Source organism: Paenibacillus sp. QJM3NY_38 (genome assembly GCF_056173265.1).
In genome coordinates this window covers 1,714,577-1,739,460 of sequence record NZ_CM149665.1, presented here as the reverse complement: position 1 = coordinate 1,739,460, position 24,884 = coordinate 1,714,577, and the positions used below count along the sequence as shown (strand labels likewise).

The window sequence follows — 24,884 nt, the reverse complement described above, 5'->3', positions numbered from 1 at the left end:
AGGGGATGAATGTATAAGGTCATAATGATTGGGACTAATTCCACTTTTATTGGATTTCCTTTCCGCTATCGGATACGCTATGGCGATATTGACTCGGGCTTACCTCCTCAAGGTCACGGAACACTTTCACGAAATATTTCGCCGTTTGGTATCCCACCTTCTCCGCAATTTCCGCGATAGGCAGCGATGTGCCCGCCAACAGCTCCTTGGCCCGCTGTACCCTGCGACGCGTTAAATATTCGCTGAAGGTGAGTCCGGTCTGCTCTTTGAATAACACGCTGAAATAACTGGAATTCAGGTGAAGCACTTCTGCCACTTCCTTAAGCGATACCGATTCCTGAAGGTGCTGATCCACGTACTTCAGCGCTTCCTGCACCTGAATGCTGTAGCCCTTATCCAGCTGCGCCGCCTCGAGGAGCTTGGGATCCACCAGTTTCTCCATCCGCTCAATCCGATCAATTTTTTCCTGGCGTTCCAGGGCCGACTCGACCGCAGTTACCAGCTTCCGCTTATCCAGCGGCTTTAGGAGATAATCCACGACGCCGTATTGCAGCGCTTTACGGGCATAATCAAATTCCGAATAACCGGATATGACGATAATGACCGGCGGATGCTCTAGTTCATGCAATCTCTCAATGAGCTCAAGTCCCCCGATTTCCGGCATGCGGATGTCCGTCACCACCAGATGAGCCACCTGCTCCTGCAGCCACTCCAGCGCCTCTACGCCGCTTGAAGCCGTCACGATTCTGCAGCGCCCCGACGACCATGCCTCCAGGGTCTTCCTTACCCCTTCCCTCGTTCTTGGCTCATCATCCACGATCAGTATCGTTTTCATGCTGTTCCCCCTCCCCACCATTAGCCTGAAAATCATTCGGAATTTGAAATGAAATCGTCGTTCCCTGACCCACCACGCTGTGAATACGCAGGCCGGCTTGCCCGGAAGCGTAATACAACCGGATTCGTTGCTCTACATTGGCAATGCCAACACCGCTTTTTTTAGAAGATTCCGCGTATCCCTTTTCCATGGAGGAATACAGAGAGGCCACCGTCTCCTCGTCCATTCCCGGGCCGTCATCGCTAACCGAAATGACCGTATATCCCGGGTGATCCGAGGCCTTCGCCCGTACAATAACGGTGCCCGGACCTAATCGCTGCTCAACTCCGTGGAGGATCGCATTTTCCACGATCGGCTGAATCAGCAGCTTCGGAATCGGCACGTTTTTGCTGGCTTCATCCGCCTCGATTTTCCAGGATAACCGGTCCAGCATCCGCATTTTCATAATCATCAAATAACGCTCGGCATGATCCAGCTCGTCCCGGACCGATACCCACTCATCCTCGTCTTTGCGGTTAATGACGTAACGGAATAAGCCGGACATCGCGACCACGATTTGGGCCAGCTCTTCTTCCCCTTGATCATCCAGCGCCCAGTAAAACGCTTCCAATGTGTTAAAAAGAAAGTGCGGATTGATCTGCGCCTGCAGCGCTTTAAGTTCTGTCCGGCTCTGAATGATCTCCTTCTGATACACAACCTCGATTAATTCGTTCAGCGAATCCACCATCTGGTTGTACGAATTGTTAAGCTCGTTGATCTCCATCGTCTTCGAGGTGACGGCAATGGGCCTCAGCGTTCCCAGTCTCACGCCGCGCATGGCTTTGATCAGATTCAAAATCGGCCGGATGATCATCGTGGTCAGTATAAAGCTTAAGAACAGAAACAGCAGCGCACCCACGCCCCCGGATACGATAATCGCGGTCCGCAGCACCGATATCCCCTCCGTCGTATAGTCGACAGGCGTCAGGATGACCAGGTTCCAGCCCGTGGCCTCAGACTGTTTCTGTACGGCAATGTAGTCCTCATGGCCGATCGTAACCGTCTCCCCTTCGCGGTGCAAAACCTCCTTCGCATCCACCACGGTGGCAAAATCCGACGAGATTTCATTCCCCGCCTGATCAAACAATCCCATCGTTTCACGCGAATCGCTGCCCATGCCGCCTGCAGAGTCCGCCAGCGCAAAATAGTCCTTCTCCAGCTTCACGAGCAAGTACCCGCCGTGGGCAAAGGAATGGTCAATCAGCCGAATTCTCCGTACCGCTACCACCACATCCGGATCCCGGGGATCCTGACCGAACCATACCAGCTTTCCCATGCCCTGGTCTGCTGCAGCAATCCAATCGCCCCTGACCCGGCTGGTCAGACTTCCTTCATCCAGCGGAAACAGCCGCCGATAATCCTTCGTATATAATTCCAGCGACCGGATGCCCGTAGCATAGGCTTCATATTTACGAACCTCCTGTTGAAGGGACTGCCGTTCACCGAATGTTATCGGCTTACCTGCGGTCTCCTGCGCCAGAAAGCGCTGAACCGTTGCGTTCGTCGAGACTTGGGCCGTCAGCGTATCCACCTGCTTGAGCAGCGCATCCAGCTTCCCCGTGGCCTGAACGGCCGTCTGCTGAATATGCTTCTCCGCACTGTTGCGAAGCAAAGCCGAAACCTGATCATATACAAACACCCCGACCAATGCCAATACGATCACCATCACCAGCATAAATCCAAGGAAGATTTGATTCCGCAGTGTATTCAGCCTGCCAAACCTGTTCAAGTTCTGCACTCCCTTTCGATTTGGAACTGTAATTCACTATACACAATCTTGTTGAAGTTAGGGAGTCCTCGCCGTTCCGCAAAGGTTTAAGGCATATGTACTTTATTACTCAAAAAAAGAGGAAATGCGAAAGGTAGTTTCCCCTTGCACTTCCTCTCATATACAGCCAAGCATACTATACCGGATATAATTCCTGATGCCGCTCAAGCTCTCTTTTGCAATCGGTGCACAGCCCTCTTACGGCGCCGGCGTCATCAGCATAAAAGATTAATTGTCGCTTGCGCCGGCATTTACTGCATGCTTGTCCGTGCTGACCGCTCCGGGTTCGCGTTGTTGTGTTCAGATGGATGACATTACGCTCCATGCCGCTTCTTTTCTTACGTCTGAACCATACAACTGCAATAAGGACTAGAACGGCTCCGGTCATCATCCCGATCATCCATCCCATGTTTATTTCACCTCCGACATGTGCAGGCTATTTGTACAAAATAGCTAAAAAACGATTAGCAGATTTACACTCCATGATCACGTATAAACGACGTTACTACATTAATACATTTGCGAACATTTTAACATATCTTGTATTTGTCATGGCGGTTCCTGCCCATTTCCAATCACAGAATATAACCGAATTTCCGCAATGAAAACACAAAAAAGCCTTCTCACTCCCGTTGCTACGGGAAGGAAGGCTTTCGCTGTGCTTTCGTTCATGCAACCGGCATGGTGTCAGATCTTCAACTCACCGAGTTTTATCAACTCAACGACAGCTTGCGAACGGCCCTTGACGTTTAATTTCTGCAAGACATTGGAGATGTGGTTACGCACCGTCTTTTCGCTAATAAACAACTGCCCGGCGATATCGCGAGTCGTTTTGTCCTGCACTAGCAATTCAAACACTTCGCGTTCACGGTGGGTTAACAAGAACTTGCTGTTATGGTCGGTCCCCTTCAATGGTGTCACCCCTCCTTGCCCGGGTATGTGTGGTCTAACAAGGGTAAGGGATACAGTCAACTCATCTTATGTAAGATGAGGGGGGAAGGTGCGAAAGAGGCGAACAATTTGGGCGATTGGCCCGTATTGGCGATTTTTGTCCTTGCTTCCTCTCGAGGGTTGGTCTATGATGATGGTGTAAAAATAATTTTCTTTATTTTTTCATATTTATAAAAATTATTTTCAGAATTGGAATCCCATTCGTTATGCCCAGGCAATAAGCTCACCGGGAACCTTGAAGGAGGCTTGTGATGACACCAATCTTGCATATTATTTCTGTCGAAAAGGAAAGTCTGCCCCGTCAGGAACGACGGCTCGCAGAGTTTATTTTGACAGCTCCATCCGAGATTGTGCATATGGGCATTAAAGATCTTGCAGAGCAGTGTGAGGTCAGCGCTGCCACCGTAACCCGTTTTTGTAAGAACTTTCAGTGTAAAGGGTATCCTGATTTTAAGCTCAAGCTCGCCGCCGAGATCGCTCATGCCGAAATGGCCTCACGCACGGGAAATACGCGCTATCAGGATATCGTTGCCGGCAACGCGCTTGCCGGCATCGTCGAGGCGATTGAATCCAATCATCTGACTTCGATACGGGATACGACAGAACTGCTCGATCTGGGTCAGCTGGAGCGAGCCGTGGATGCCCTATGCCACGCGAAGCGCATTGATCTGTACGGAGTGGCTACCTCTTCCATTGTGGCACAGGACTTCTACCAGAAGCTGATCCGGATCGGCAAAAACTGCACGGCTTTCGCAGATTCGCATATGCAGATCACATCAGCCTCTACCCTGACTTCAAGCGATGTTGCCGTTGCTGTTTCATACTCCGGCGAAACACCGGAGACCATCGATGCGTTGACTTGTGCCAAAGACGCCGGCGCCTTCACGATCAGCATCACGTCGTACCGAAGCAGCGCCATCTCCGCTCTGGCAGACATCACACTGTATTCATCTTCATTAGAGGAAGGAATGCGCCGGGGAGACATGGCTTCGCGTATCGCTCAGCTTCACATTATTGACATCCTGTTCATGGGTATGGCCAGTCGGGACTTCTCTACGTATGTTCCCCGTCTGGAGCAATCATATCTTAATGTTCAAAACTATCGCAAAAGCCGAGGAGGACAATAACCAATGAATATTTACACATTCCGCGATGAAGAACAATTTGTGCAAACAGGCGCTAACCTGATCTCCAGCCTGATTCACACCAATCCGCGCGCTAAGCTGGGACTGGCTACAGGAAGCACACCGGTCGGGCTCTATGCCAAACTGATTGAAATGAATCGTCAGGGCCTGGTCAGCTTCGCCCAGACCACAACATATAATCTGGACGAATATGTAGGCCTTCCCGAGAACCATCCCGAGAGCTACCGCACTTTCATGAATGAGAAGTTCTTCAATCATGTGGACATCCAGATCGAACGGACCCATGTGCCGAACGGAAATGCTGCCGATCCGGAAGCAGAATGCCTGAATTACGATAAAATGTTGGAAGAATTCGGCCCGGTTGATCTCCAGCTTCTCGGCCTTGGACATAACGGACACATCGGTTTTAACGAACCTGGCGAAGCCTTGAGTGGGGGTACGCATGTGGTTGAGCTGCAAGAGAAAACACGCAACGCCAATGCAAGATTCTTCCCTACCCTGGATGATGTTCCAACCCATGCGATTACGATGGGCGTTGCCACGATCTTGAAAGCCCGGCAAATTCTTCTCCTCGTCCGTGGTGAGGATAAAGCGGAAATTGTTCACCGTGCATTGAAAGGACCGATTACCACAGAATGTCCGGCATCGCTGCTTCAATGTCATCCGAATGTGGTTGTCCTTTTGGATCAAGGTGCAGGGAGACTGCTGGTATGAGCGGCGAACGAAAAGAATCTGTCCAATTGCTGTATGGTCAAGTCCTGACGCCAAACGGCATCTGCGAAGATGGCGTGCTGGCGATTCAAGGTGAGAGCATCTCCTACGCCGGTGATGCTTCCGGGCTCCCTGCCGATCTGAAGCAGGCCGCAGCGGAAGTGATCCATCAACCGGATGGGTACATTATTCCCGGTTTTATTGATATCCACGTACATGGGGGTAACGGTGAAGATTTCATGGATGCCTCCAAGGATGTCCTGGATAAAATCACGTCGTTCCACAGCTCCCAGGGAACAACGGCCATGCTTGCTACCACGATGACGGCCCCTAAGGCAGCCATCGACCATGTGCTGCAAGAAGTTAACGACTACCAGAGCCAAGGCATGCCTTACACGAGACTGGTGGGCGTACATCTGGAAGGCCCTTTTATCAGCCCGAAATGGCCCGGCGCACAAAATCCGGAGCATATCGTTCACGCTAATATCGATTGGCTGGAAGAGTGGGTATCCACTTACCCTGGCCTGGTCCGCCAGGTGACGCTCGCACCCGAGCGCGAGGGAGCACTAGAGGCTATCTCTTGGCTGAACACCCACGGGATCGTAGCCGCCTTGGGGCATACAGATGCCACCTATGAGGAAGTCGAAGCCGCCGTTGAAGCAGGTCTTAGCCATGGCGTGCATACGTTCAATGCGATGACAGGATTGCACCACCGCAAGCCTGGCGTGGTGGGCGCGATGCTCAGTGATGATCGCTTAAGCTGCGAGATTATCGCTGACGGTATCCATGTCCACCCCGCAGCCATTCGGATTCTGTCACGCATGAAGCAAGAAGGAAATCTGATTCTGATTACCGACGCGATGTCCGCTACCGGTATGGCTGACGGCGAATATACGATTGGTGACCTGCCGGTTGTTGTCGAGAACGGCATCGCCACGCTCAAGAGCAACCGAGACAGCCTGGCTGGCAGTACGCTGACGATGATCAAAGGCTTTCAGCTGTTGGTCCGAGAGGTTGGGTTAAGCATTGAGCAGGCTTCCCGCGTTGGAAGTCTTAATCCCGCCGCAAAGATCGGCATCGCAGATCTTACAGGCTCTCTTGAAGCCGGCAAGCTTGCCGATGTGCTGATGCTTTCAAGTGATCTGGAGCTTCAAGGCGTCTGGATTCAAGGACAACGCAAACATTAATCCTGATTGATTATTACTTATAGCAGACATAGCAAAGGAGCTGCCTTTTTAGGGATGATTTCATTCCTAAAGAGCAGCTCCTTTTGGTATAGAGGTTTTACCGGCTGTTCCGATTACCGCCAAACCAACCGTCATCCGTATCATTCTTCATCAGGTTGCCGCGGGTATCGTTCATGCCGTCACGACCGCCAAGGTTCAGTGGGAACACACGGTTAATCCAGGTGCCGAAATCGCGCGTAAGCGTTCCAACCGTGTTCGCTGCATTACCGTCAGTTCCAAAACGATTGGCATGCTGATAAAAATCCTCATCTGTGGAAACATATACTTGACTGATATGCGGAGCGGTCTTGCGAATTTTGCTCGTAATCTCCTGACGTACATGTTGAGGAACCTCTTCACGATTGTTGCTCATGATACCCATATTATTGTTGTTGTAAGTGCCATAAGGAACGCCATTGATGCCTGTTCCCATATGAGTGTCATTTGTCGTACCGTTCGTTCCGTTAGTACCCATCAGTCCATTCGTGCGTGTTCCGTTTAACGTATTATAATTGCTGCCGCCAAATCCGCCATTGGTTGTCGTTCCGTTTACACCGAAGCCGCGGTTATCGGCATTACGGCCTAAACCTGTTCCAAGACCTGTCGTATTGTCCACAGCACGTCTTGTGTCGTTTGCCATTCCTTGCAGGAGTCCAACGCTGCCTGTACCTGAGGTACCGAAGGTACGGTTTCTGACATTCGTGGTGTTCGTGCCCGTCAGCGTACGGTCAGTGGCACGATTAGCTCCAGTGCTCATACCCGTCACACGACCGTTGATGTTGTTCGTGTTCATGCCATCCCGGGACAGCGATACATACGCATTGCGGTTTGTCACGAATACATGGGCTGTACCTAAACCACTGATATCCGAAACTTTTCTCGACAGCGTTTTGCTGTATTTCAGGTTGGTCAGGTCATGCTGCTGCGTGCTGCGGACGTTCTGGTTGTTCCGTACGGAATTCACACCGATACGGCCATTGTCCACATTGTTCGTGCGTGTCGTGTTGCCGTCGTTGGCGTTACCGCATCCTGCTACTGCAGCCATACTCAGCAGCAATGCCGTGGAGACGGTCAGGTTGAGGGCCTTGGATTTAATCATGATTCATCCTCCATCTCTATAATGAGTGTATTAACATCGTATAGGATGACCTTGCGGCAGAAGTGGTATTCTGAAAGGTTTTAACATGGAAGATTACTGATGATCAAGCCTAATTTTATGGACAAAAAAACACCGATTAGATCACGAACATCCATCGGCGTTTTATTTCAATTTACTTATGAAGTGGAGGACTGCACCTGTATTCTGGCGTCATCCATAATATCGGCAAGCGATTGCTCCAGGACGTATTGCGGGCTCCATCCCAGCGCTTTGAGGAGCCCGGCCCCTTGCTGCCCCCCGGTCCCCTTATTTAACGAATCCAATGAAAGCGAGGCGGATTCAGGTCCCCAATCGATGGGCACCGCCGTCCCGGTCTCCTTCAGTAAGCGCTCAGCCAGCTCTCCAAGCGTATGCTCTTTCCCTGAATCGATGGGATACGTCATGCCGGAAGAACCGCTCTTCAGAAGTACGCCGTATGCAGCTACCGCATCCCGAACGTCCAGAAAGTCCCTGGATTCGAATCGGGAACTGATACGGAATAGCGGCAGGCCCCTACCCGCTTCACAGCCTGCAATATACCGGGCAAGCAGCGTGCAGAATCCTGTCGATTCTCCAGGGCCAATCAGATTGGACGGCTCAGCAAGGACGATATGCTGGTTAAACATGCTGTGCCAGGCCGCTGCGGACCAACTGGCAAAGGTTTTGCTAAGGCTGTATGGATGAGGAACCGCGGCCGCGCCTTTTGCGGGATCTACGCTTAGTCTGGATCCAACCATCACCATGCGACTGTCCGGACAATGCTGCCGAACAGCCTCAAGCAGATAAATGGTGCCCATAACATTACTCTCCATATATGAAGCAGGATGCTTCCACGACTCCGAAGCTGAATTTTTTCCGGCTAAATGTAAAATATAATCGGGACGGTTAGTTTGAATAAGGTCATTCACCTGTTCACGGTCCTCCAGGTGACACTCGGCGGAAATGACGCCTTGTATCGAATCCAGCGTTTTCTTATTTCGACCGGCAGCAACGACCGTACAGCCCTGCCGGACGAAATAAGCACAAGCATGTAAGCCGGTAAAACCTGTGGCTCCTGTGATCAGCAGTTTTTTGTTTGTTAATTTTCTGCTGCCATTCATACATCTCCTTTAACATTTGAGCATAATCCGGGAATGGATAGGTTGCATCGAGTCGCGTGCTGCGCAGCGTCCGATCCTGAACAAACTCATCCGTCGGAACCACAACCACATCGTGTTTCCCCCATATGTCCTTGAACAACAGCAGCAACTCATATTTGCTTACCGGATTCGGGTGTCCGAGATGGATGAGACCTCCCACGTCCTTGTTCATGAAGAATTCGATCGCTTTGGCAAGCTCCAGCGTTGTAACACCGTTCCATAGCACAGCCCGGTAGCCGGAGACCTCGCCTCGCTGCTTCATAAACCAGTTAAACAGGCCGATTCCGCTCTGCCGAATTTCAGGTCCGATGATCGAGGTTCGAATCGTCAAGTGATCCGGGTCTTGGACCTCGCCCAGCGCTTTGGTTAACGCATAGGAAGTCACACCATCGGGAAGATCATCTTCCCGATAGCCTCCCTTGGTCCCCAGAAACACGCAATCCGTGCTGATATGAATAAGTCTGGCCGAAATGCTATTCGCTAAATACCGCAACCGATGAGGTAAAAATCCATTGATATGATACGCGTTTATCTTGTCTTGCTCAGCTCGTTGATTCAAGACGCCTACGGCGTTGATGATGATATCGGGCCCAACCGCCTTCACGATATGCTCTACAGCACTCATATCGGTTACATCGAGCACCAGGCCTTGTGAATCGCTTCTGTCCCGGGTCGTATAAAAGACATGATGCTTGCCGGATAACTGAAAGTACTGTACAAGCATATGTCCCGCCATGCCATTTCCCCCGAGAATGAGCATCTTCATGGCAAGAATCCTCCGCGGCGCAGAATATCCCGTATTTCGACCTTCGTCATCAATTGATGCTCCGAGCTGAAGCTGTTGAAAGACACTTTGGGCAGGTGCTGATACCGTTCCTTCAGATCAGGAATATCTAAAGTCGGTAATATGACCAAATACTCGTCATCGTAAACAACGGTTGTCTGGCTTTCAAAATCACTCATGAGTATTTCATGGATCTTCTCTCCCGGTCGAATTCCGGTTTCAACCACTGTGACGTCGTTTCGCCCGGAAGCCTCTATAAGCACTTCCGCCAAATCCACGATGCGGCAGGTCGGCATCGTCATAACGAAGATTTCGCCGCCTATGCTTTCAATCGACGCCTTGAACAGCAAAGAGATCGCGTCCTTCAAGGTCAGGAAGAAACGGGTCATGTTGTGATCGGTGATGCTGATCTGTCCCTTTTGCCGAATCTGATTCTTGAATACATGAACGACGCTCCCGTTCGTTCCGAGAACATTGCCGCCCCGCACGCAAACAAATTTGGTGTGATTACTCAACAGATTAGCATACACAATCAGCTTTTCGCCAATCACCTTGGTCATGCCGTAAAAGTTGGATGGATTTGCAGCTTTATCCGTTGAAATATATATCACTTTTTTTACTTGGTTTTCAATGGCTGCTTCAATGACATGCTGCGTGCCTACAACATTGGTTTTCAGAGCTTCATAGGGATGCTCCTCACATACAGGTACATGTTTCAGCGCCGCAAGATGAAAGACGTAATCGACATCCTGGCAGGCTGCCGTAAGAGCTTCCTTGTCGCGGATGTCCCCAATTCGGAAAGTGAGTCTCGGATCTTCAAACTCACGGTCCATGGCCACTTGCGTAGCCTCGCTTCTGGAATAGACGATGACCTGCTTAGGATTTAGCGGCAGTAGCTGGCTGATCAGTTCATGTCCCCAAGAGCCTGTGCCGCCAGTCACCAAAATCCGTTGATTAGTGAACATTCACTTTCCCTCCAAGCACATATTTTACGACGGTACGCGACACATTGTCCGCCAAGTATCCGTCCGGGCACTTCCAGTCGCGACTCAATTGAGTCATCAATTTGACCGCTCCATGGATCCGGTCGGCGCTCAAGCCGGATACGATGTTACTTCCGCAATCCACAGTCTCCGGTCGCTCCGTCGTCCGCCGAACCGTTACTGTGGGTACGTGCATGATGCAGCATTCCTCTTGTACCGTGCCGCTGTCGGTGATGGCACACAGCGCATCCTTCTCGAGCCTCACAAAATCAAAAAAGCCAAACGGCTCGTGGAATTCAATGAGCGGATGGAGACTAACCTCCTTCGCCCCTTCAAGGCGCGAAGCCGTCCGGGGATGAAGGCTGCATATGAGCCGGTGTCCGAACGTTTCCGCAACCGCGTTTAACCCATTTAAAATTTCCTTTAAATTCTCAGGTCGATCCACATTCTCGGAGCGGTGTATCGTGACCAGAAAATATTGCTGAGGCGACAAGGACAGCTGCTCCATGATCCGGCTTTGATTGACCCGAGTTTCATAATGCTTCATGACTTCATAGATCGGGTTCCCTGTCAGAACGATACGCTGACTCGGCACACCCTCGCGAAGCAGATGATTCTTGCTGTAGTTCGTATAAGGCATATTGATGGAGGATACCGCATCAATGACTTTGCGGTTCTTCTCTTCAGGCACATCAAGATCAAAGCAGCGGTTCCCCGCTTCCATATGCACCACGGGATACCCCAGACGCTCAGCCAGCACAGCGCAAAGCGCGCTGTTTGTATCGCCTAGCAGCAGAACGGTATCGGGCTTCTCCTGCTCCAAGATTTCTTCCATACGGCTGAACATGACCGACAGCTGGCCTCCGAGCGTTGCCTGACGGTCCTGAAGGACGTAATCCGGACTGCGGAGCCCCATCTCCGAGAAGAACACCCCGCTTAAGGTATTCGTGAAATTTTGCCCTGTATGCACGAGCACATGCCTCGTTGCATACTGGTCTAATAGAGGAATGATCAAGCTTAATCGGATAATTTCGGGCCTCGTACCCAAGATTGTCATGACTTTCATATCGGATTCTCCCTTGCCAAGTTAATCACAGATCCGAAGGCGATCTTTCCGCAGCACGACCATTCTTCCCGTATTCATGAGGAGGCAGAGTGGATGCATACCTGCTTTTCAATGTCTCAGCCTGAGGACCGCTCTGCCTTTCCTCTCGTCTTATGCCTTCCGTCGCCTTGCGGACGTTCTGCGTTGTCTAGGCTTTGATGCCCGTCGCCTGGTCGGTTTTCCTTCTGTTCTTCTGGTTCTCGTGCGAGGGATTATTCGGCGCAGTCCGGCTTTTCCGCGTTTCTTCCGGATCCGCTTACGTTGTTTATGCCGTCTCGTCGGAGCAGCCCGGTGCTTCGCCGTTCTTGCCGTCGCCTGGAACCACTCAGGATGCTCATTCATCCACCGGGAAACCATTTCGTTCACTCGTACCTGGTACATCGCAGGACCATAAACAGCCTGTGCTTGCATCCGGTTCTGCATTCCCAAGGAAACTCCCTGATCCGGCTGATCCAGTATGGACCTTACTTTCTCCACCAGAGAGGCCGTACTTCCTGGGTCGGCTAGCAGATGCGGACAGCCGGCAGCTGTCAACACTTCCTGGAGTCCTCCTGAGGCATAGGCAACAACCGGTTTTCCGTACATCAGGCCCTCCAGTGCCGTCAACCCGAATCCCTCCGGTACTACACTCGGTACAACAACAACATCGAGTGCACAGTACACCTGTGTGATATCATCCTGGGTACCGGCGAATATGAATCGGTGCTGAGCTCCGGACCAAGCAATTCGATCGCGGCACAGCCTCTCATAGTCCAGGTCCAGCACGCTGCCAACAATGAGGAAGACCGCGTCCGGATAGGCATCCTTGAGCGAAAGCGCCATGTCGATAAAATGATGGACCCCTTTGCTCTCGATCAGAAACGACGAGATCATTCCAATTACGGGTCTGTTCGATGTGATCCCAAGCTTCTCCCGGTAGGAGGCCCTCCATCCCGGCCATGCTTCCGGCTGAATGTCAGACTCGCTCCAGGATGGAGGAAGAACCGTCATCTTCGACTGCCTCACTTCCGGCGGGAAGCTCTCGGCTACCGATTCGGAAATACTGATGACCCAACTGCTGTACTGATGGATTAACGAAGTGGAGAAATGGGCATACCCGTTATCCGTAATTTTTTCTGTCAGCTGCCACAGCACGGGAATCCCGAGTCGTTTTCCGGCAGCCGCCGGCATAAAATGCACGCAGGTATTGGTAAGGATCACCTGAGGTCCTTCATTTGCTATCCATTTTGTCAAGGCACGGAATACAGGTGTTGTCATTAACTTTTCCGCTTCGTTTATAAGATGGGCACCAGGTGTATAGATACTGTGGAGCAATGGGATTTTGTAGATTTTGACCATAATCCCGGATTGTCTGGCCAGCATGGTCAACCGGCCTTCATTCGGTGCAACCAGAACACAATCGAAGTATGGAGCTAACTGCCCGCAGAAGAACAGAAGCAGCTTTTCCGCTCCCGTAATGCTTGAAGGATTGGATACGTGTGAAAAAATCAACATTTTCGGTTTAAGGGCCATCGGTATCGTCCGCATCTTCAGTAACCGTGATTCTCGCAGTACCGGATGCGATCCACCTCCTTTTCACCCAGTTGGTACAATATATTAGGGAGACAAAGATACCGCAACGACGCTTGTTCCCCCAACATTCATCTATTTCTGAATATCGATCAAGGGAAGATGACCGAGAACATCGTGTTCAGCCGATGTGCATAGGTATGCTCCTGAAACGTTCTCTCCAGCGCACGATGGGCGATATCTTTACGCAGTTGGTCATTCGTAAGGTAATACTCAATCTTCTCCAGCAGTTCACCAGGCGATCGGTATGTCTCAATCTCCACACCCGGCGTGTAAAAGCGTGCCAGATCCGCGCGCTCATCACAGAGTTGAAGCGTACCGCAGGCACTGATCTCAAACGTACGAGGGTTTGGGGAAGCCGCAGGAATATGACCTCTATTTTGATTAATGTCGTCGTCATCTACCGCACGGTGCAGATTGATGATAATCTTGGCACTGTTGTATACGTCTGCCGTTTCCGCGGGGCCCATCCACTTGTTGACCTCGATTCGGTTGTTATATCGCCCATACCCAGGGAACCGTTCCCACCAATTTCCGTTAATAAATGTACGGTGCGCCATCAGTTGATCCATAATGGGCTCAAAGAACTGAATCCGCTTCGGGTAGGCTGTACCGACAAAACTGATATCGCGGGTTGCCGCTCCAGGTTTGACGATCGGACGATAATGGCCGGGAAATGCAGCGAATGGCAAATAATGAACCTGAGCGCAGCCCAAGTTCTGATAATGAGCCACACAGTTAAACTCCAGCGTAAACACATAATCATAGTGATGAACCCAGCCTATGGTCATATCGGTATAATACGGATCGTCGGTCATCCATACGGCTGTCCGAATCCCCATGGCCCGAACGGCATCCATCTGTTCCACAGGAAGATACATGCCGTCCAGCACCAGCACCAGATCCGGCCTGGTGCGGCTTGCTTCCGCTGCTACATCCTGCTTCGCATCCGTCAGCGAAAGCTGACGTACCATGCCATGCAGCGTGCCAATAATCGCCTCGTCAATCGGCGAATAGGGAAATCCTTTTCCCGAGCTGACAAACAAGACATGGATATCCCGCACAGGCGGGGTGTATACAATCCGGTTGACGATGCCTTGTGATTTCCCCCGGAAGTACCCTTCATCGTATCCCGCTTGAAGACCGGCATTCCTGCCTTGCCCGTATGCATCGGATACGGCGGACCGACGTGGTCCTGTAACTAAACTTCTAGCCATCCGCTTCGCTCCTCCCTGATATTTGCTTGAACGAAAAACAAAGTCCGTCTTATCGATTGGCTTCGATCAAAGTCAGAAGTTCCGGCAGTCGGTGAACATACGTATGTCTTGTCATCGTTGTCTGAAGCGCCCGCTGCGCTATACTTCTGCGCTGATCCTCTTGAGAGAGATAATAGGAAATCTTATGTTTCAATTCCGGAACGGAGCCAAAGGTTTCGATGTCGATTCCTGGCGTATAATACTGGCTCAGATCCTCACGGATATCCGTGATCTGCAGCGTACCGCAAGCATTGATCTCAAAGGTGCGCGGGTTGATCGAACGTCCCGGATAATTCAGGCTGTTGCGGTTATCGTCACCGCTTTGTGTGGGCCGGTGCAGGTTGATCACAATTTTGGCGCCGTTGTAGAATTTCACGGTTTCAGCAGGCGGAATGAAGCCGCTGTACACAAACGGAGAGAGTTCTTTATAACGGGTAAGTCGTTCCCAGTAGCCTCCGATAATACGAACCTGCTTCCCTTTCAAGAACGGTGCTAATTCATCAAACAGTGCCGCACGGTTGCGGAACGCGTTACCGATGAAACAAATGTCAGAACGATATGCCGGCCCTGCCATCGTAGGGGTGAATAGTTCCGGATGGACGCCTAGCGGAAGATAATACACTTCCTTCACCCCGACGCTTTGATACAATGAAACACAGCTCAGCTCGTGCGTGAACACAACATCAAAGTGCTGTGCCAATCCCGGCGTCTCCTCCGTAAAATAAGGATCATCCACAAACCAAATGGCCGTCCGGAAGCCGAGGTTCCGGAGCTGATTCATCGAATGGCGAAACCCCTCCGGAAATACGTGCAAGCCGTTCATCACCAGAATGATATCCGGCTTTTGCTGCAGCGCTACCTCCACCACTTGTTCCGGCGTCACCACGATACATTCCCGAACGATTCGGCCAAGTCCCTTGACTACCCCTTCATCAATGGACTCAAATCCTTGAGGGACATACAGAATTTTCAGATTGAAATATGGCGAGGGCTCGACTGGAATACGTTCCATCAGCGCACGGCACCCCCCCAAACGGTAACCTTCACTGTAACCTGCCTGGTAGCCCTCCTTCTGACCTGTAAAAAACGATAAGCTCACCATCTTCACCCTGTCTCTTATGGGATTTACAAAGGTTCATATAACTATATGCCAAGAGGACGAATGCATCATGGACGATTGTCCCTTGAACCGGGAATTTGGCGTATGCCCTTACGTATCGCCCCCTTGGAAACGGCAAGTGAAAATAAAAAAAGAGCGGTCCTTCACGGATTCGAAACCTTCCGTGAGAGCCGCCCTGTCCGCCTTCATACAGGTGCAGGAGGGATTTGCCCGTCTTCATAACCCTTCGCAAATCCCGATTTAAATCCTTCGTCATATGCCTGACTATAACCTTGGTTATACGCCTGGGATGAGGCGGGATAGAAAACGCGCCCTCCTCTTCGTAAACGATAGCGGCCTCGAATCCCGCGGCGTTTACGCAAACTCAAGTTTCCGCCACGACGCCGTCTTGCACCTTTAACAATCTTTAAGCGTCTTACTGCCAAGGACAATCTCTTGCTGCCGGCACGGCGTGCACGTCCGCTCTTTCGCAAGCCCTTTATTTTTACTTTCATCCTGTCATTAACCTCCCAAGTGCGTGGTTTGTTCCTGGTCTGCTGTACCATGGCTTGCAATCCTTCCGGCTGCAAGCCATGGGGAAGAAGGAGACCCCCGTTTCGTTCGGTTCCGCGGTATGCCTGTCAGCATCTCCGTCATAACTGACTGGTAACCGGTTAATAGCCGGATATTCTCAGCAAGCCTTTTCGCTGTCACGTCGGAATGGGCCGAGACTTCGGCGATATTCTCCAAAATGCCGGCCAATGCCTCCTGGCTTCTGGCGATAGATGATATCATGGCTACCCTTGCTTCATGTTCCCGGTGGGTGCGTGTAATCATCAATCCGAATCTCCAAAATCAAATTCATCAAAACCTCCGCTTGACGCCTGATCATCGGTACCTAAAGCCACACGCAGATTCCGGCAGAGCCCTGATCCGATTCGGGTCAGTCCTTCAATCTGCTCCACGATTTGCTCATGCATCACCAGCGAATCCTTCAATCCGCCGGTAGAGGGATCCTGCGAAAGCACCCACTCGCGAACTTTTTCAGCTTCGACAGCCTTCCCTTCCAAGATCAGAGAGGTCTCGCGCTGAATGGCTACGGCTGCTTCCAGCATTCGCATCAAAGACTCTTCTTTGCTCACCTGCATTCCCGCCTCTGTCATCCGGTAAGATTACCGGGTTATTCTTCCTCTTGGTCTCTCATTTCCTTTAACACGATCTCCAGGCTATCTGCTGCGGTTTGCTGCAGATCCGCCATGGCATTCAAATAAGACACGATGCTGCGATTGATCTGGGTCGTCTGTCCTCCTGATGATTTCGGTCCTTCTGCAAGCTGAAATTCATATTCAGGAAGAGAATGTATAATTTGAGCCATGCGAACAGCAGCATGGCGCTGAGCTTCCAAAATCCGGGCCAGCTGCTGTTGAGAATGCGAAAGATGCGCTATCATATCATCGATTTTGCTCTCCACGTCGGTACTCCCCTTCACTCTTCTATCAGTTCAGCATATGCGGAAAACGGATTCTCCGTGCAACAATCAAATCATATCTTCCCGCTTGCAAATAGCGATGATGCCTCTATCTGTAATCTTTGTTCCGCGGGTATCCGTTCAAGCCATCTGTGCATATGATCTTCCGCGGAAAGGATCTCTTCCGTCCACATTCCGATCTCTGCCGGGAGCGAACGTCTGAACAGCAAACAGCTCAATGGACTGGACGAGGAACTCGGCATAGCTGACTTCTCCTCATCCACTAATGCAGCTCCTAAATCCGTTACTGCAGAACTGGCGTAGACCATTTTTACACCAGGTTCACGCTCAAACTCGCACATCAGAACCCCAAGCCAGTTATCCATATGTGGAGGATCGTTGGCCAATATGACGATATACTCGCCAAGTGAAGCAGAAATCGCCTTATTCACAACGGCGGCTAGATGATCTCCGCTATTCCCCTTGATGTGACGCACGACTCCTCTTCGATCATGAATATACCGCCTCGTATTCGCTGTGGCGCCAGCATCGGCAACAAGCACCTCATAGAGATGGGGAGTCATTGTCTCAATATGCTGTATGACTTGAACCGCTGCATCATGCTGAGAATCCGCAGGGATAATAATGCTCGTTCCTTCGAACACGCTGCCCCTGTCCTTCTGACCAAGCCTTAGCCCGAGAGCATAACCGGCCTCATAACCGGCTCGGTAATGCTCGCCCGATACTCCCCCATCTCGCTGCTCTCCGGTATGGCCTGCAGCCCGAACTGCACGCCGTTTTTTCATGGCAATTCATCCTTCATATGCACAGCCGCCTCCTGCAACGATTCAAAAGTGCCGGCATCGCACCACCACTGCTGCAGGATGTCATACATTAATGTCCCGTTGGCTGCATACAGATTGTTGACATCGGTAATCTCCAATTCCCCTCGTTCTGACGGACTGATTCGGCTGATGATGTCAAATACGCTATGGTCATACATATATATTCCCGTCACCGCATGACGGCTCCGGGGATTTACGGGTTTTTCCTCAATGAAAAGCAATTTCCCGCTGCCATCCTCCGCAAATACAGGTACGCCATACCGATGGGGGCTATCCGTAGGACTAAGCAGTACCATAGCCGTACCGGAAGGCTGCTGTACATAATGCTGAATGAACGGCTTTAAATCATCCTGAAACAGGTTATCCCCCAGCAGAACAACGAATTTTTCACCGTGAGGTATAAATCCTTTCGCCAGCTCCAACGCCTCCGCAATTCCGCCTGCCTGCTCCTGCACCTTATAGGTCAAATTGACACCAAAGCTCCGTCCGTTCTCCAAATATTCGGCGTACAGGCCAACCGATTTGGAGCCGGTAATCAATAAAATGTCATCGATGCCCGCCTGATGCAGCTTGTGGATTCCATATGCAATCATCGGATGCTTTCCTACCGGAAGCAGGTGCTTATTCATATATTTCGTCAGCGGAAGTAGTCGGGTGCCGTTCCCCCCTGCCAGCAATACGCCCTTCATGATGCGTCACCTCTCTCCTCGATGAATTGTAATGGGTCTACATTCCACTTCTCTACAAACCGTCTCCGGTTTCGTTCAATCAACTCCTGGAATCCGCTCGGGAACCGGGTTCGGAAGCTTGCACTCCCTTCATGGTGCACCAGCACATTCCCTGCCACCACCAACTTGAACCCTGCAAGGCGAGCGCGATAGCAGTAATCATCATCCTCATAGTGTCCGGGCGAGAACATCTCATCCAGGTATCCCACCCGATCCATAACCGTGCGCTTAAACAAATAGCATAACCCCACGATACGATTCACTTCGTGCCACAGCGCCGCATTCGGTACATTCCAGCGTTCTGCCTCCTGGATGTAGCCTGCTCTGTCCGTATAACCTACCTTTACCTGCTGGATACCGCTTGCGTAATTCGTTACAGGCCCCACGACCCCGATCTCCTCCTGGCTGTATAACGCTTCTTGCAATAACGTCAGCCACCGCGGCGAAACAAAAACATCATTGTTCAGCAGCAATAATTGATCTCCCAAGGCCAACCGAAGTCCATGGTTACACGCGATGGGGAAGCCGGTGTTTTCTGGCAACGAGACAAGCAAAAGCCCTTCCCGTACACAATATTCACCGGTTCCATCCCGTGAGCCATTGTCCACCACAATAATCTCGTAGGGGACATCGGTATATGCCCGGATATGCTCCACACAGGTACGGAGCAGATGCAGTCCGTTATACGTGGGAATAATAATACTCGTTAGTCCGCTCATAGGCTGTTCCTCCGTAAGGCTAATTCCGTCCGTGACACCTGTCCCCATTGAAGGCGCCCGCCAAGGTTTTTCATCGTATCTCCCAGGGCTTCGATATGATCGCCAATGATCAGCTTTGCCACTGGATTGTCCTTGCCGCGATTCGTCTTCCTTCGCCGGTTTACGCTCAAAACATCCACGGTCTGCACCGCTTCAATCCGAAGCCCCTGTCTTATGGCCAATGTCTGGGCTCTGGGAGGGACTGAAAGATTTGCATAACCGATACTCTCCAGCGCCTGCCTTGTCATCGCATGGGGAACAGCTGTTAGCGAATTGGCCTCCAGATCGTCACGTCCCAGCATGCGGTTGAGAAATGTTTTGCAGCGGGTAACTTCATCTTGGCGGCCAAATTCCGGCAGCAATGGCATGATATCATTCAATGCCACATCCACTCCGCGATCTGCCGCAACCAGATAGGAACTCAGCTTCTCCGCAGGCACCGGCATATCCCCGTCCATGAACAGAACGATGTCCCCGGTGCTCATCTTCGCTCCCAAGGCACGGGCCACATCATGCCCCAGCCGCTCGGGAATGTGGATCACCGTAACCCCTTCAAATGCACGCGCTGCCGCGTACGTATGATCATGGCTCCCATTCTCGACAACGATGATTTCATGCAATGGAAGCCGCTTTAGCTCTCGCAGCACCATCGGAATGGAACCCGCTTCGTTGCAGGCGGTCACGATAACGGAAGCACGCCCGTTCAGAGGCGGCAGCAGCGGTGCCGGAATCGACTGCCTGGACCCTCTGGCGTATCCTCGTCGGAACGCTTCCGCTACCCCCGGCAGGACGTGACAGAGCTGGTGCTGGGGGATTCCGCTGGAAGCCAGCCATTGACCCAAGGCCATGGATGCATCCCTTTTGGAGGCGGCTCCTCGTCTTCTCCCGGACATACCTCCTGCACTCAGTGCGAGCCGTTCCCAACGGCTGCTCCGTGTTAAACGGTATGCCACCACCCGTGAGGAACCTTTCCTTAAACGTCTTCGGCCTTTAGATCCTGATCGACTTATTTTTTTATGAATCCGTCTTTGCACGTGCTCACCTCACCACGCTCCGTCTTCGTCCACCATCGTGATATCCGCCCCGGATACCACGCTCTGCAATCACGGCTTCCAGTGCTTCCAAATGATCGCCAAGCACCAGCATTTCCAGCGGATCTCCGCCCGGGATTCGACCGGGATTCAAGCGTCCAACCTCCACGCGGTAGACCGCCTCTACACGCAGCCCCCGGTTCACCGCAGCCGCTTGCGCTTTCGGCGGAATGGACAGCTCACTTGCACCGATTGTCTCCAGCGCCCGACGGCTTAAGGCATGCGGTACAGCTGTCATGGACGCGCCCCGCAAATCAGATCTTCCCATCATCGAATTTAATGTATATTTCGCAAGAATAACCCGGTGAACCGGCTGCCGATCGATAGGACCGGTATAATCGTTCAAGGCCACATCAACGCCGGATTGAACCGCCTGCACGAAAGGCCTTAACTCACCGGAGGGAATAACCATATCGCTGTCTGTAAAAAGAAGAATTCGTCCTTTAGCTGCTTCTGCGCCCACACTTCGTCCCACATCGTGTCCCAGCGGCTCCGCATAAGATAACACCTTGGCTCCCATCCGTTCTGCGACAGCTGCGGTCTGATCCTTACACCCGTTCGCAACAACGATTACCTCGGTTTCGGGATGAACCGCCCGCGCTTCTGCTATGACCGCGGAAATCTTACCGGCTTCATTCATAGCGGGAATAATGACAGACACGCAAGGATGGGGGTGATTCTCCCGTGGGATCTGTGGCTCCATAGGACGGTAGGTGGTAGGAATAGCGGGTGGCTGCAACGATTCCCTGGAAGGACGCCGAGAAACCGGCCTTCTTCGGGGCCTTAACCGCTGCATTTTGCGCATACTTGCACTCCTCCTCCCTTGTAACGGTCACTTGCTCCTTGGCAATCTATCCTATTGTATGTTTGCTCTTCTTCATCGTAACGGCATATGTACGGTTACGCCCCAACGCTTATCCCCGTCCGCTATCTGTACATACAAAAAGGGCGGGGAGTAAACTCCCTGCCCTTTTTTACGATTTTATTGTCCGCCTATTGCTATCCATGATAACCATCCGGCTGCATGCGGATTGCCTGCAGACCTTGTGATGCCGACCATCGCCTGAAGCTCATTCCGTGACCTGACCCCCGCTTGAAACCCGGGGTCGCTGCATGATACCACCATGACATAATTTCCATCGGCATAAGGGGACTGGAGCGAGACGGCAACATCGATGGTGTCCACGCCTTCAGGAAACATGAACGGCATATCGCCAAACTGCTGCATTAATGGCCTGTCAGGCATCCCTTGTACCGGATTAAAGCTCAAATGCGCCAAGTCCACCGAATGGCTTGCAATTTTAGAGGAAGTAATCGATTCAGGGGATAAGTGAATGCTATATACAGAATAGTCTTCAATCGCCTCGCTTCTTACACTGCGATGTCGAAGATGAGCCGCGTCAATCGTATCATCGGCCAATTCATACTCGGCCGTACCGCCACGATCAATGCCCGGTCTGTACGCGGATGTCTTGAGACGGCCAGGATATCGCCGGTACGGTCTCTTCCCTCTTCCCCTGGTGATCCTTCTGGCTTTGTTCACTGTCGACTCTCTCCTCTGCTTCTAATCGTTACTCCATCCTATTCGGCAAGGGGGGCGCCTGCCACTGTTCCATCGGTTATCCTCAGATGGTCTGCATCAAATGAACCCAGCGCTCGGCCGTGTGGTCCCATCTGAAGCGCTGCCGCACCGTTTCGCGACCGGCCATTCCGATCTGTCTGCGAAGATTTTCGTCCTGCAGCAGATTGTTAATCTGCTGTGCAAGTCCGGCTGGAAAATCATCGCTTTGCACCAAATATCCCGTCACTCCGTTTTCCACAATTTCCGGAATTCCTCCGGCGCTTGAAGCGATGACCGGCACGCCTGCTGCCATGGCTTCGACATTCACGAGTCCAAACGCCTCTCTGGGTGCAGACGGAACAACCACGATGTCTGCAAGCGAATACCAATCCGCAATAGCCGGGTATGGCACAAAGGGGCGAAAGTTTACCCAATGCTGGTAGGGTCTTGCAGCTTTTTTCAATTCCCGCACATAGGCGGTTTCCCGATCCGATCCGTATCCGGCGCTCCCGATAATGAGCAGCAGTACATCCGGATGCTTATCGATGATCTGCGGCAGTGCTTCCAGCAAATGGTGAACGCCTTTATCCGGAATAAGTCGTCCGGCAAACAGGATGATGCGCCGCCCGTTCCATCCGTAATGAGCAAGTCGGGCTTCCCGCAATGCCTTGGCTGCCGGGCTGAAGGGCGGGGTAAAATGCTCCAGACTGACTCCGAGATGATTGATCGTAATTTTATCCGACAGCTCCGGATGCCTTATCGTGATATCTTCCAGCAAAAAACGGCTGTTCACCACGATGCCGTCCATCCACCTGGCGATGTTTTCAAACCGCTGCTCGCTCATATACGGAGGCGATATAAAGGTATTGGAATGGAGATTAAGTACAGTCTTTACATCCGGGAGATGCATCTTCAGACGCTGAGCCAACAGCGGGCGATTGTGTACTTCGATAATATCCGGTCTCCATTTCTGGAGCCTCCGCAGCAGGGAAGGATAATAATTCGCTCCCGATGGCAGGCGGTAACACGGAACGCCGTTGATCGTGTCTTTTGAAGGGAGTCCTTTTCCAAGCACTCCAAATATGCGCACATCCATGGCTCCCTGTGCCAATGGAATGGTCTGCTCCACTACACGCTCGACAGAGCTGCTCCTCCCCGAAGGAATCACAAAGGACCCCGGCGTCACAACGGCCACCTTCCGCAAACCCATAACTCCACACCCTTCTCACAACGTATCTATATGAAAAACCACTACTGATATATCATAGATACCCATCCCCCTTGATACCAGCAGTGTTTCATTGCCCTAATTCAAAAAAGCGCATCCCTGTCATGTGTATGGCCGGATACCTTAACATATACCGAATCAGGGTCTATTGGTGACAAATCTTTCGATAAAGAATAGGCCAACCACGGGCGACACCCGTCCACCCGGGACAAACTTCCTGCTGCATACGATGTGGTACAAAGACTCCATGATCTGTGGTAACAAGGAGGATGACCATGCATCCGGAATTTGTCGGCATTCTGCTCAACAACAACACGTATCGCAGAATTTCCAGCGGGAGAATCGGCACTGAATCACTGGCTAACTATGAAGAAGCCGCTGCCATGTACGGACTGGTTCCTTGTTTTTTTACCATTCATCATATTTCATTGGATACCGGAAAGGTGACAGGATATATACCCATTCCATCCGGGTACCGCCGTGTCCACATTCCCATTCCACGCGCCATCCATATGCGCGCCATCTACCACAACCGACGTGAACTCAAGCGGATCGACGATCTGATCAAACAAGGAATCTTTGTGTTTAACGGCCGTACGCGCTACGGCAAGGATACGATACACCATATGCTGGAACAGGATCCGGGATTAACGAATGCCTTACCGCATACGGTAAAGGCTACGCCCGTCTCCATTCGATCCATGTTAAGCCAACATGGTGACCTCGTCTTAAAACCATGCAGCGGCAGCATCGGCATCGGCATTATGCGGCTAAAAAGCAGCACCGGGCACAGCCAATTGACGTATTCGCGTTCCTCCCCTTCGGCTAAAGGATGGAGAACAGTAACATTGGCCGAGGGCAAGCTTCATCCGTTAATCTACCAGAGAATCAGACGTGCGCCCTTTCTGGCACAGGAGCGCATTCCGCTGGCAGAATACAGGGGGCGTCCCTTTGACATCAGGGTCACCGTGCAGCGGGGGGGCAGCGGCAGCTGGGAAATCGCGGGCATGTTCGCCAAAACCTCGCCGCCTCAAACCTTTGTCTCCAACATCGCGCAGGGGGGCTCCGCCTATCAGGTACCGGACATTCTAACCCGCTGCATGCCGAATGCCCCTATCGGAGAAACCCTCGAGCGTATTGCGGAATTTTCCCTGCATATCGCCCGCATCCTGTCCCTGTTTATTCCGTATGCTGCCGATTTTGGACTGGACATCGGGATTACCGAAGATGGAAGGCTCTATTTCATTGAGTGCAACGGCTGCGATCAACGGTATGGTTTCCTGGAGGCTGGCATGGGAGAGGCATGGAAGAACTCGTATCGGAATCCAATGGCTTTTGTCCGCCATCTCTACGATAACGATGCCTGGCCCTCGTATTGAGATAAGCCGAATGCGTTGGCGATGACGCTTACGGTTTGATCCCGATACGGGATACACCGCCCCTTGTCTGTATCGAAA

At 51.7% G+C, this 24,884-nt stretch carries 27 protein-coding genes; 4 read left to right on the top strand and 23 right to left on the bottom strand.

All coding sequences use genetic code 11. The annotated features are described in order from the left end of the window. Window positions 1–46: 46 nt before the first annotated feature. The 4 genes from AC0VZ8_RS07590 to AC0VZ8_RS07575 all read right to left on the bottom strand — a co-directional run bounded on the left by AC0VZ8_RS07590 (window position 47) and on the right by AC0VZ8_RS07575 (window position 3,554). Complete coding sequence (locus tag AC0VZ8_RS07590; protein ID WP_475486542.1) at window positions 47–835, bottom strand: response regulator transcription factor; 789 nt, start codon at window positions 833–835, stop codon at window positions 47–49. After that, window positions 810–2,603 (bottom strand): cache domain-containing sensor histidine kinase, encoded by a 1,794-nt coding sequence (locus AC0VZ8_RS07585; protein WP_475486541.1) that lies wholly within the window; start codon window positions 2,601–2,603, stop codon window positions 810–812. The genes AC0VZ8_RS07590 and AC0VZ8_RS07585 overlap by 26 nt, the downstream gene beginning before the upstream one ends. Before the next feature lie 175 nt (window positions 2,604–2,778). Continuing rightward, the gene (locus AC0VZ8_RS07580) at window positions 2,779–3,051 is read right to left on the bottom strand and encodes a hypothetical protein (RefSeq protein ID WP_475486540.1); all 273 of its coding nucleotides are present in this window, start codon (window positions 3,049–3,051) and stop codon (window positions 2,779–2,781) included. Between the two features lie 278 nt (window positions 3,052–3,329). Continuing rightward, complete coding sequence (locus AC0VZ8_RS07575; protein ID WP_475486539.1) at window positions 3,330–3,554, bottom strand: helix-turn-helix domain-containing protein; 225 nt, start codon at window positions 3,552–3,554, stop codon at window positions 3,330–3,332. Window positions 3,555–3,844: 290 nt separating this feature from the next. On the opposite strand from AC0VZ8_RS07575, the gene AC0VZ8_RS07570 reads away from it, so the two are divergent. From AC0VZ8_RS07570 to nagA, 3 genes are read left to right on the top strand one after another with little or no spacing between them, the layout of a single operon-like run. Next, window positions 3,845–4,720 carry a MurR/RpiR family transcriptional regulator gene (locus AC0VZ8_RS07570; RefSeq protein ID WP_475486538.1) on the top strand — a complete coding sequence of 292 codons (876 nt, stop codon included), beginning with the start codon at window positions 3,845–3,847 and terminating at the stop codon, window positions 4,718–4,720. Between the two features lie 3 nt (window positions 4,721–4,723). Continuing rightward, a complete protein-coding gene (gene nagB, locus AC0VZ8_RS07565) occupies window positions 4,724–5,452 on the top strand; it encodes a glucosamine-6-phosphate deaminase (RefSeq protein WP_071223468.1) in 729 nt (242 codons plus the stop codon). Then, on the top strand, window positions 5,449–6,636 hold the full coding sequence (nagA, locus tag AC0VZ8_RS07560) for an N-acetylglucosamine-6-phosphate deacetylase (protein WP_475486537.1): 1,188 nt from the start codon (window positions 5,449–5,451) through the stop codon (window positions 6,634–6,636). The genes nagB and nagA overlap by 4 nt, the downstream gene beginning before the upstream one ends. A 97-nt stretch (window positions 6,637–6,733) precedes the next feature. On the opposite strand, the gene AC0VZ8_RS07555 is transcribed toward nagA, so the two are convergent. The 19 genes from AC0VZ8_RS07555 to AC0VZ8_RS07465 form a co-directional block, all read right to left on the bottom strand. Beyond that, window positions 6,734–7,774 carry a YhcN/YlaJ family sporulation lipoprotein gene (locus tag AC0VZ8_RS07555; RefSeq protein ID WP_071223470.1) on the bottom strand — a complete coding sequence of 347 codons (1,041 nt, stop codon included), beginning with the start codon at window positions 7,772–7,774 and terminating at the stop codon, window positions 6,734–6,736. A 176-nt stretch (window positions 7,775–7,950) separates the two neighbouring features. Continuing rightward, on the bottom strand, window positions 7,951–8,874 hold the full coding sequence (locus AC0VZ8_RS07550; protein WP_475487658.1) for an NAD-dependent epimerase/dehydratase family protein: 924 nt from the start codon (window positions 8,872–8,874) through the stop codon (window positions 7,951–7,953). Next, on the bottom strand, window positions 8,786–9,718 hold the full coding sequence (locus AC0VZ8_RS07545) for an SDR family oxidoreductase (RefSeq protein WP_475486536.1): 933 nt from the start codon (window positions 9,716–9,718) through the stop codon (window positions 8,786–8,788). The genes AC0VZ8_RS07550 and AC0VZ8_RS07545 overlap by 89 nt, the downstream gene beginning before the upstream one ends. Then, complete coding sequence (locus tag AC0VZ8_RS07540; RefSeq protein ID WP_475486535.1) at window positions 9,715–10,701, bottom strand: polysaccharide biosynthesis protein; 987 nt, start codon at window positions 10,699–10,701, stop codon at window positions 9,715–9,717. The genes AC0VZ8_RS07545 and AC0VZ8_RS07540 overlap by 4 nt, the downstream gene beginning before the upstream one ends. Next, window positions 10,691–11,785, bottom strand: a complete 1,095-nt coding sequence (gene wecB / locus AC0VZ8_RS07535) for a non-hydrolyzing UDP-N-acetylglucosamine 2-epimerase (RefSeq protein WP_475486534.1) — start codon at window positions 11,783–11,785, stop codon at window positions 10,691–10,693. Before wecB ends, AC0VZ8_RS07540 begins: the two co-directional genes overlap by 11 nt. A 150-nt stretch (window positions 11,786–11,935) precedes the next feature. Beyond that, window positions 11,936–13,336 carry a glycosyltransferase family 4 protein gene (locus AC0VZ8_RS07530; protein WP_260066923.1) on the bottom strand — a complete coding sequence of 467 codons (1,401 nt, stop codon included), beginning with the start codon at window positions 13,334–13,336 and terminating at the stop codon, window positions 11,936–11,938. A gap of 149 nt (window positions 13,337–13,485) precedes the next feature. Beyond that, the gene (locus AC0VZ8_RS07525) at window positions 13,486–14,610 is read right to left on the bottom strand and encodes a CgeB family protein (protein ID WP_071223476.1); all 1,125 of its coding nucleotides are present in this window, start codon (window positions 14,608–14,610) and stop codon (window positions 13,486–13,488) included. Between the two features lie 49 nt (window positions 14,611–14,659). Next, window positions 14,660–15,751 carry a CgeB family protein gene (locus AC0VZ8_RS07520; protein ID WP_475486533.1) on the bottom strand — a complete coding sequence of 364 codons (1,092 nt, stop codon included), beginning with the start codon at window positions 15,749–15,751 and terminating at the stop codon, window positions 14,660–14,662. A 203-nt stretch (window positions 15,752–15,954) separates the two neighbouring features. After that, complete coding sequence (locus AC0VZ8_RS07515; protein ID WP_074961975.1) at window positions 15,955–16,263, bottom strand: hypothetical protein; 309 nt, start codon at window positions 16,261–16,263, stop codon at window positions 15,955–15,957. Between the two features lie 7 nt (window positions 16,264–16,270). Further along, window positions 16,271–16,585: a hypothetical protein gene (locus AC0VZ8_RS07510; RefSeq protein WP_071223479.1), complete on the bottom strand. Its 315-nt coding sequence runs from the start codon at window positions 16,583–16,585 to the stop codon at window positions 16,271–16,273. Further along, complete coding sequence (locus tag AC0VZ8_RS07505) at window positions 16,585–16,896, bottom strand: alpha-helical endospore appendage domain-containing protein (protein ID WP_233354786.1); 312 nt, start codon at window positions 16,894–16,896, stop codon at window positions 16,585–16,587. The genes AC0VZ8_RS07510 and AC0VZ8_RS07505 overlap by 1 nt, the downstream gene beginning before the upstream one ends. A 32-nt stretch (window positions 16,897–16,928) precedes the next feature. Beyond that, entirely contained in the window at window positions 16,929–17,219 is a 291-nt protein-coding gene (locus tag AC0VZ8_RS07500) for a nucleoside-diphosphate sugar epimerase (protein ID WP_071223480.1), read from the bottom strand. Between the two features lie 71 nt (window positions 17,220–17,290). Beyond that, entirely contained in the window at window positions 17,291–18,022 is a 732-nt protein-coding gene (locus AC0VZ8_RS07495; RefSeq protein ID WP_475486532.1) for a glycosyltransferase family A protein, read from the bottom strand. Further along, complete coding sequence (locus AC0VZ8_RS07490; RefSeq protein ID WP_194541426.1) at window positions 18,019–18,750, bottom strand: sugar phosphate nucleotidyltransferase; 732 nt, start codon at window positions 18,748–18,750, stop codon at window positions 18,019–18,021. Before AC0VZ8_RS07490 ends, AC0VZ8_RS07495 begins: the two co-directional genes overlap by 4 nt. Beyond that, entirely contained in the window at window positions 18,747–19,508 is a 762-nt protein-coding gene (locus tag AC0VZ8_RS07485) for a glycosyltransferase family 2 protein (protein WP_071223483.1), read from the bottom strand. Before AC0VZ8_RS07485 ends, AC0VZ8_RS07490 begins: the two co-directional genes overlap by 4 nt. Continuing rightward, the gene (locus AC0VZ8_RS07480) at window positions 19,505–20,440 is read right to left on the bottom strand and encodes a glycosyltransferase family 2 protein (RefSeq protein ID WP_475486531.1); all 936 of its coding nucleotides are present in this window, start codon (window positions 20,438–20,440) and stop codon (window positions 19,505–19,507) included. The genes AC0VZ8_RS07485 and AC0VZ8_RS07480 overlap by 4 nt, the downstream gene beginning before the upstream one ends. Before the next feature lie 145 nt (window positions 20,441–20,585). After that, window positions 20,586–21,443: a glycosyltransferase family 2 protein gene (locus tag AC0VZ8_RS07475; protein WP_475486530.1), complete on the bottom strand. Its 858-nt coding sequence runs from the start codon at window positions 21,441–21,443 to the stop codon at window positions 20,586–20,588. Between the two features lie 177 nt (window positions 21,444–21,620). Beyond that, window positions 21,621–22,181, bottom strand: coding sequence for a WIAG-tail domain (locus tag AC0VZ8_RS07470; RefSeq protein WP_071223485.1), 561 nt, complete (start codon window positions 22,179–22,181; stop codon window positions 21,621–21,623). A gap of 82 nt (window positions 22,182–22,263) precedes the next feature. Next, window positions 22,264–23,409 (bottom strand): glycosyltransferase family 4 protein, encoded by a 1,146-nt coding sequence (locus AC0VZ8_RS07465; RefSeq protein ID WP_260066929.1) that lies wholly within the window; start codon window positions 23,407–23,409, stop codon window positions 22,264–22,266. 293 nt (window positions 23,410–23,702) lie between these two features. On the opposite strand from AC0VZ8_RS07465, the gene AC0VZ8_RS07460 reads away from it, so the two are divergent. Further along, on the top strand, window positions 23,703–24,806 hold the full coding sequence (locus AC0VZ8_RS07460) for a YheC/YheD family endospore coat-associated protein (RefSeq protein ID WP_071223487.1): 1,104 nt from the start codon (window positions 23,703–23,705) through the stop codon (window positions 24,804–24,806). The last annotated feature ends 78 nt before the right edge of the window (window positions 24,807–24,884 follow it).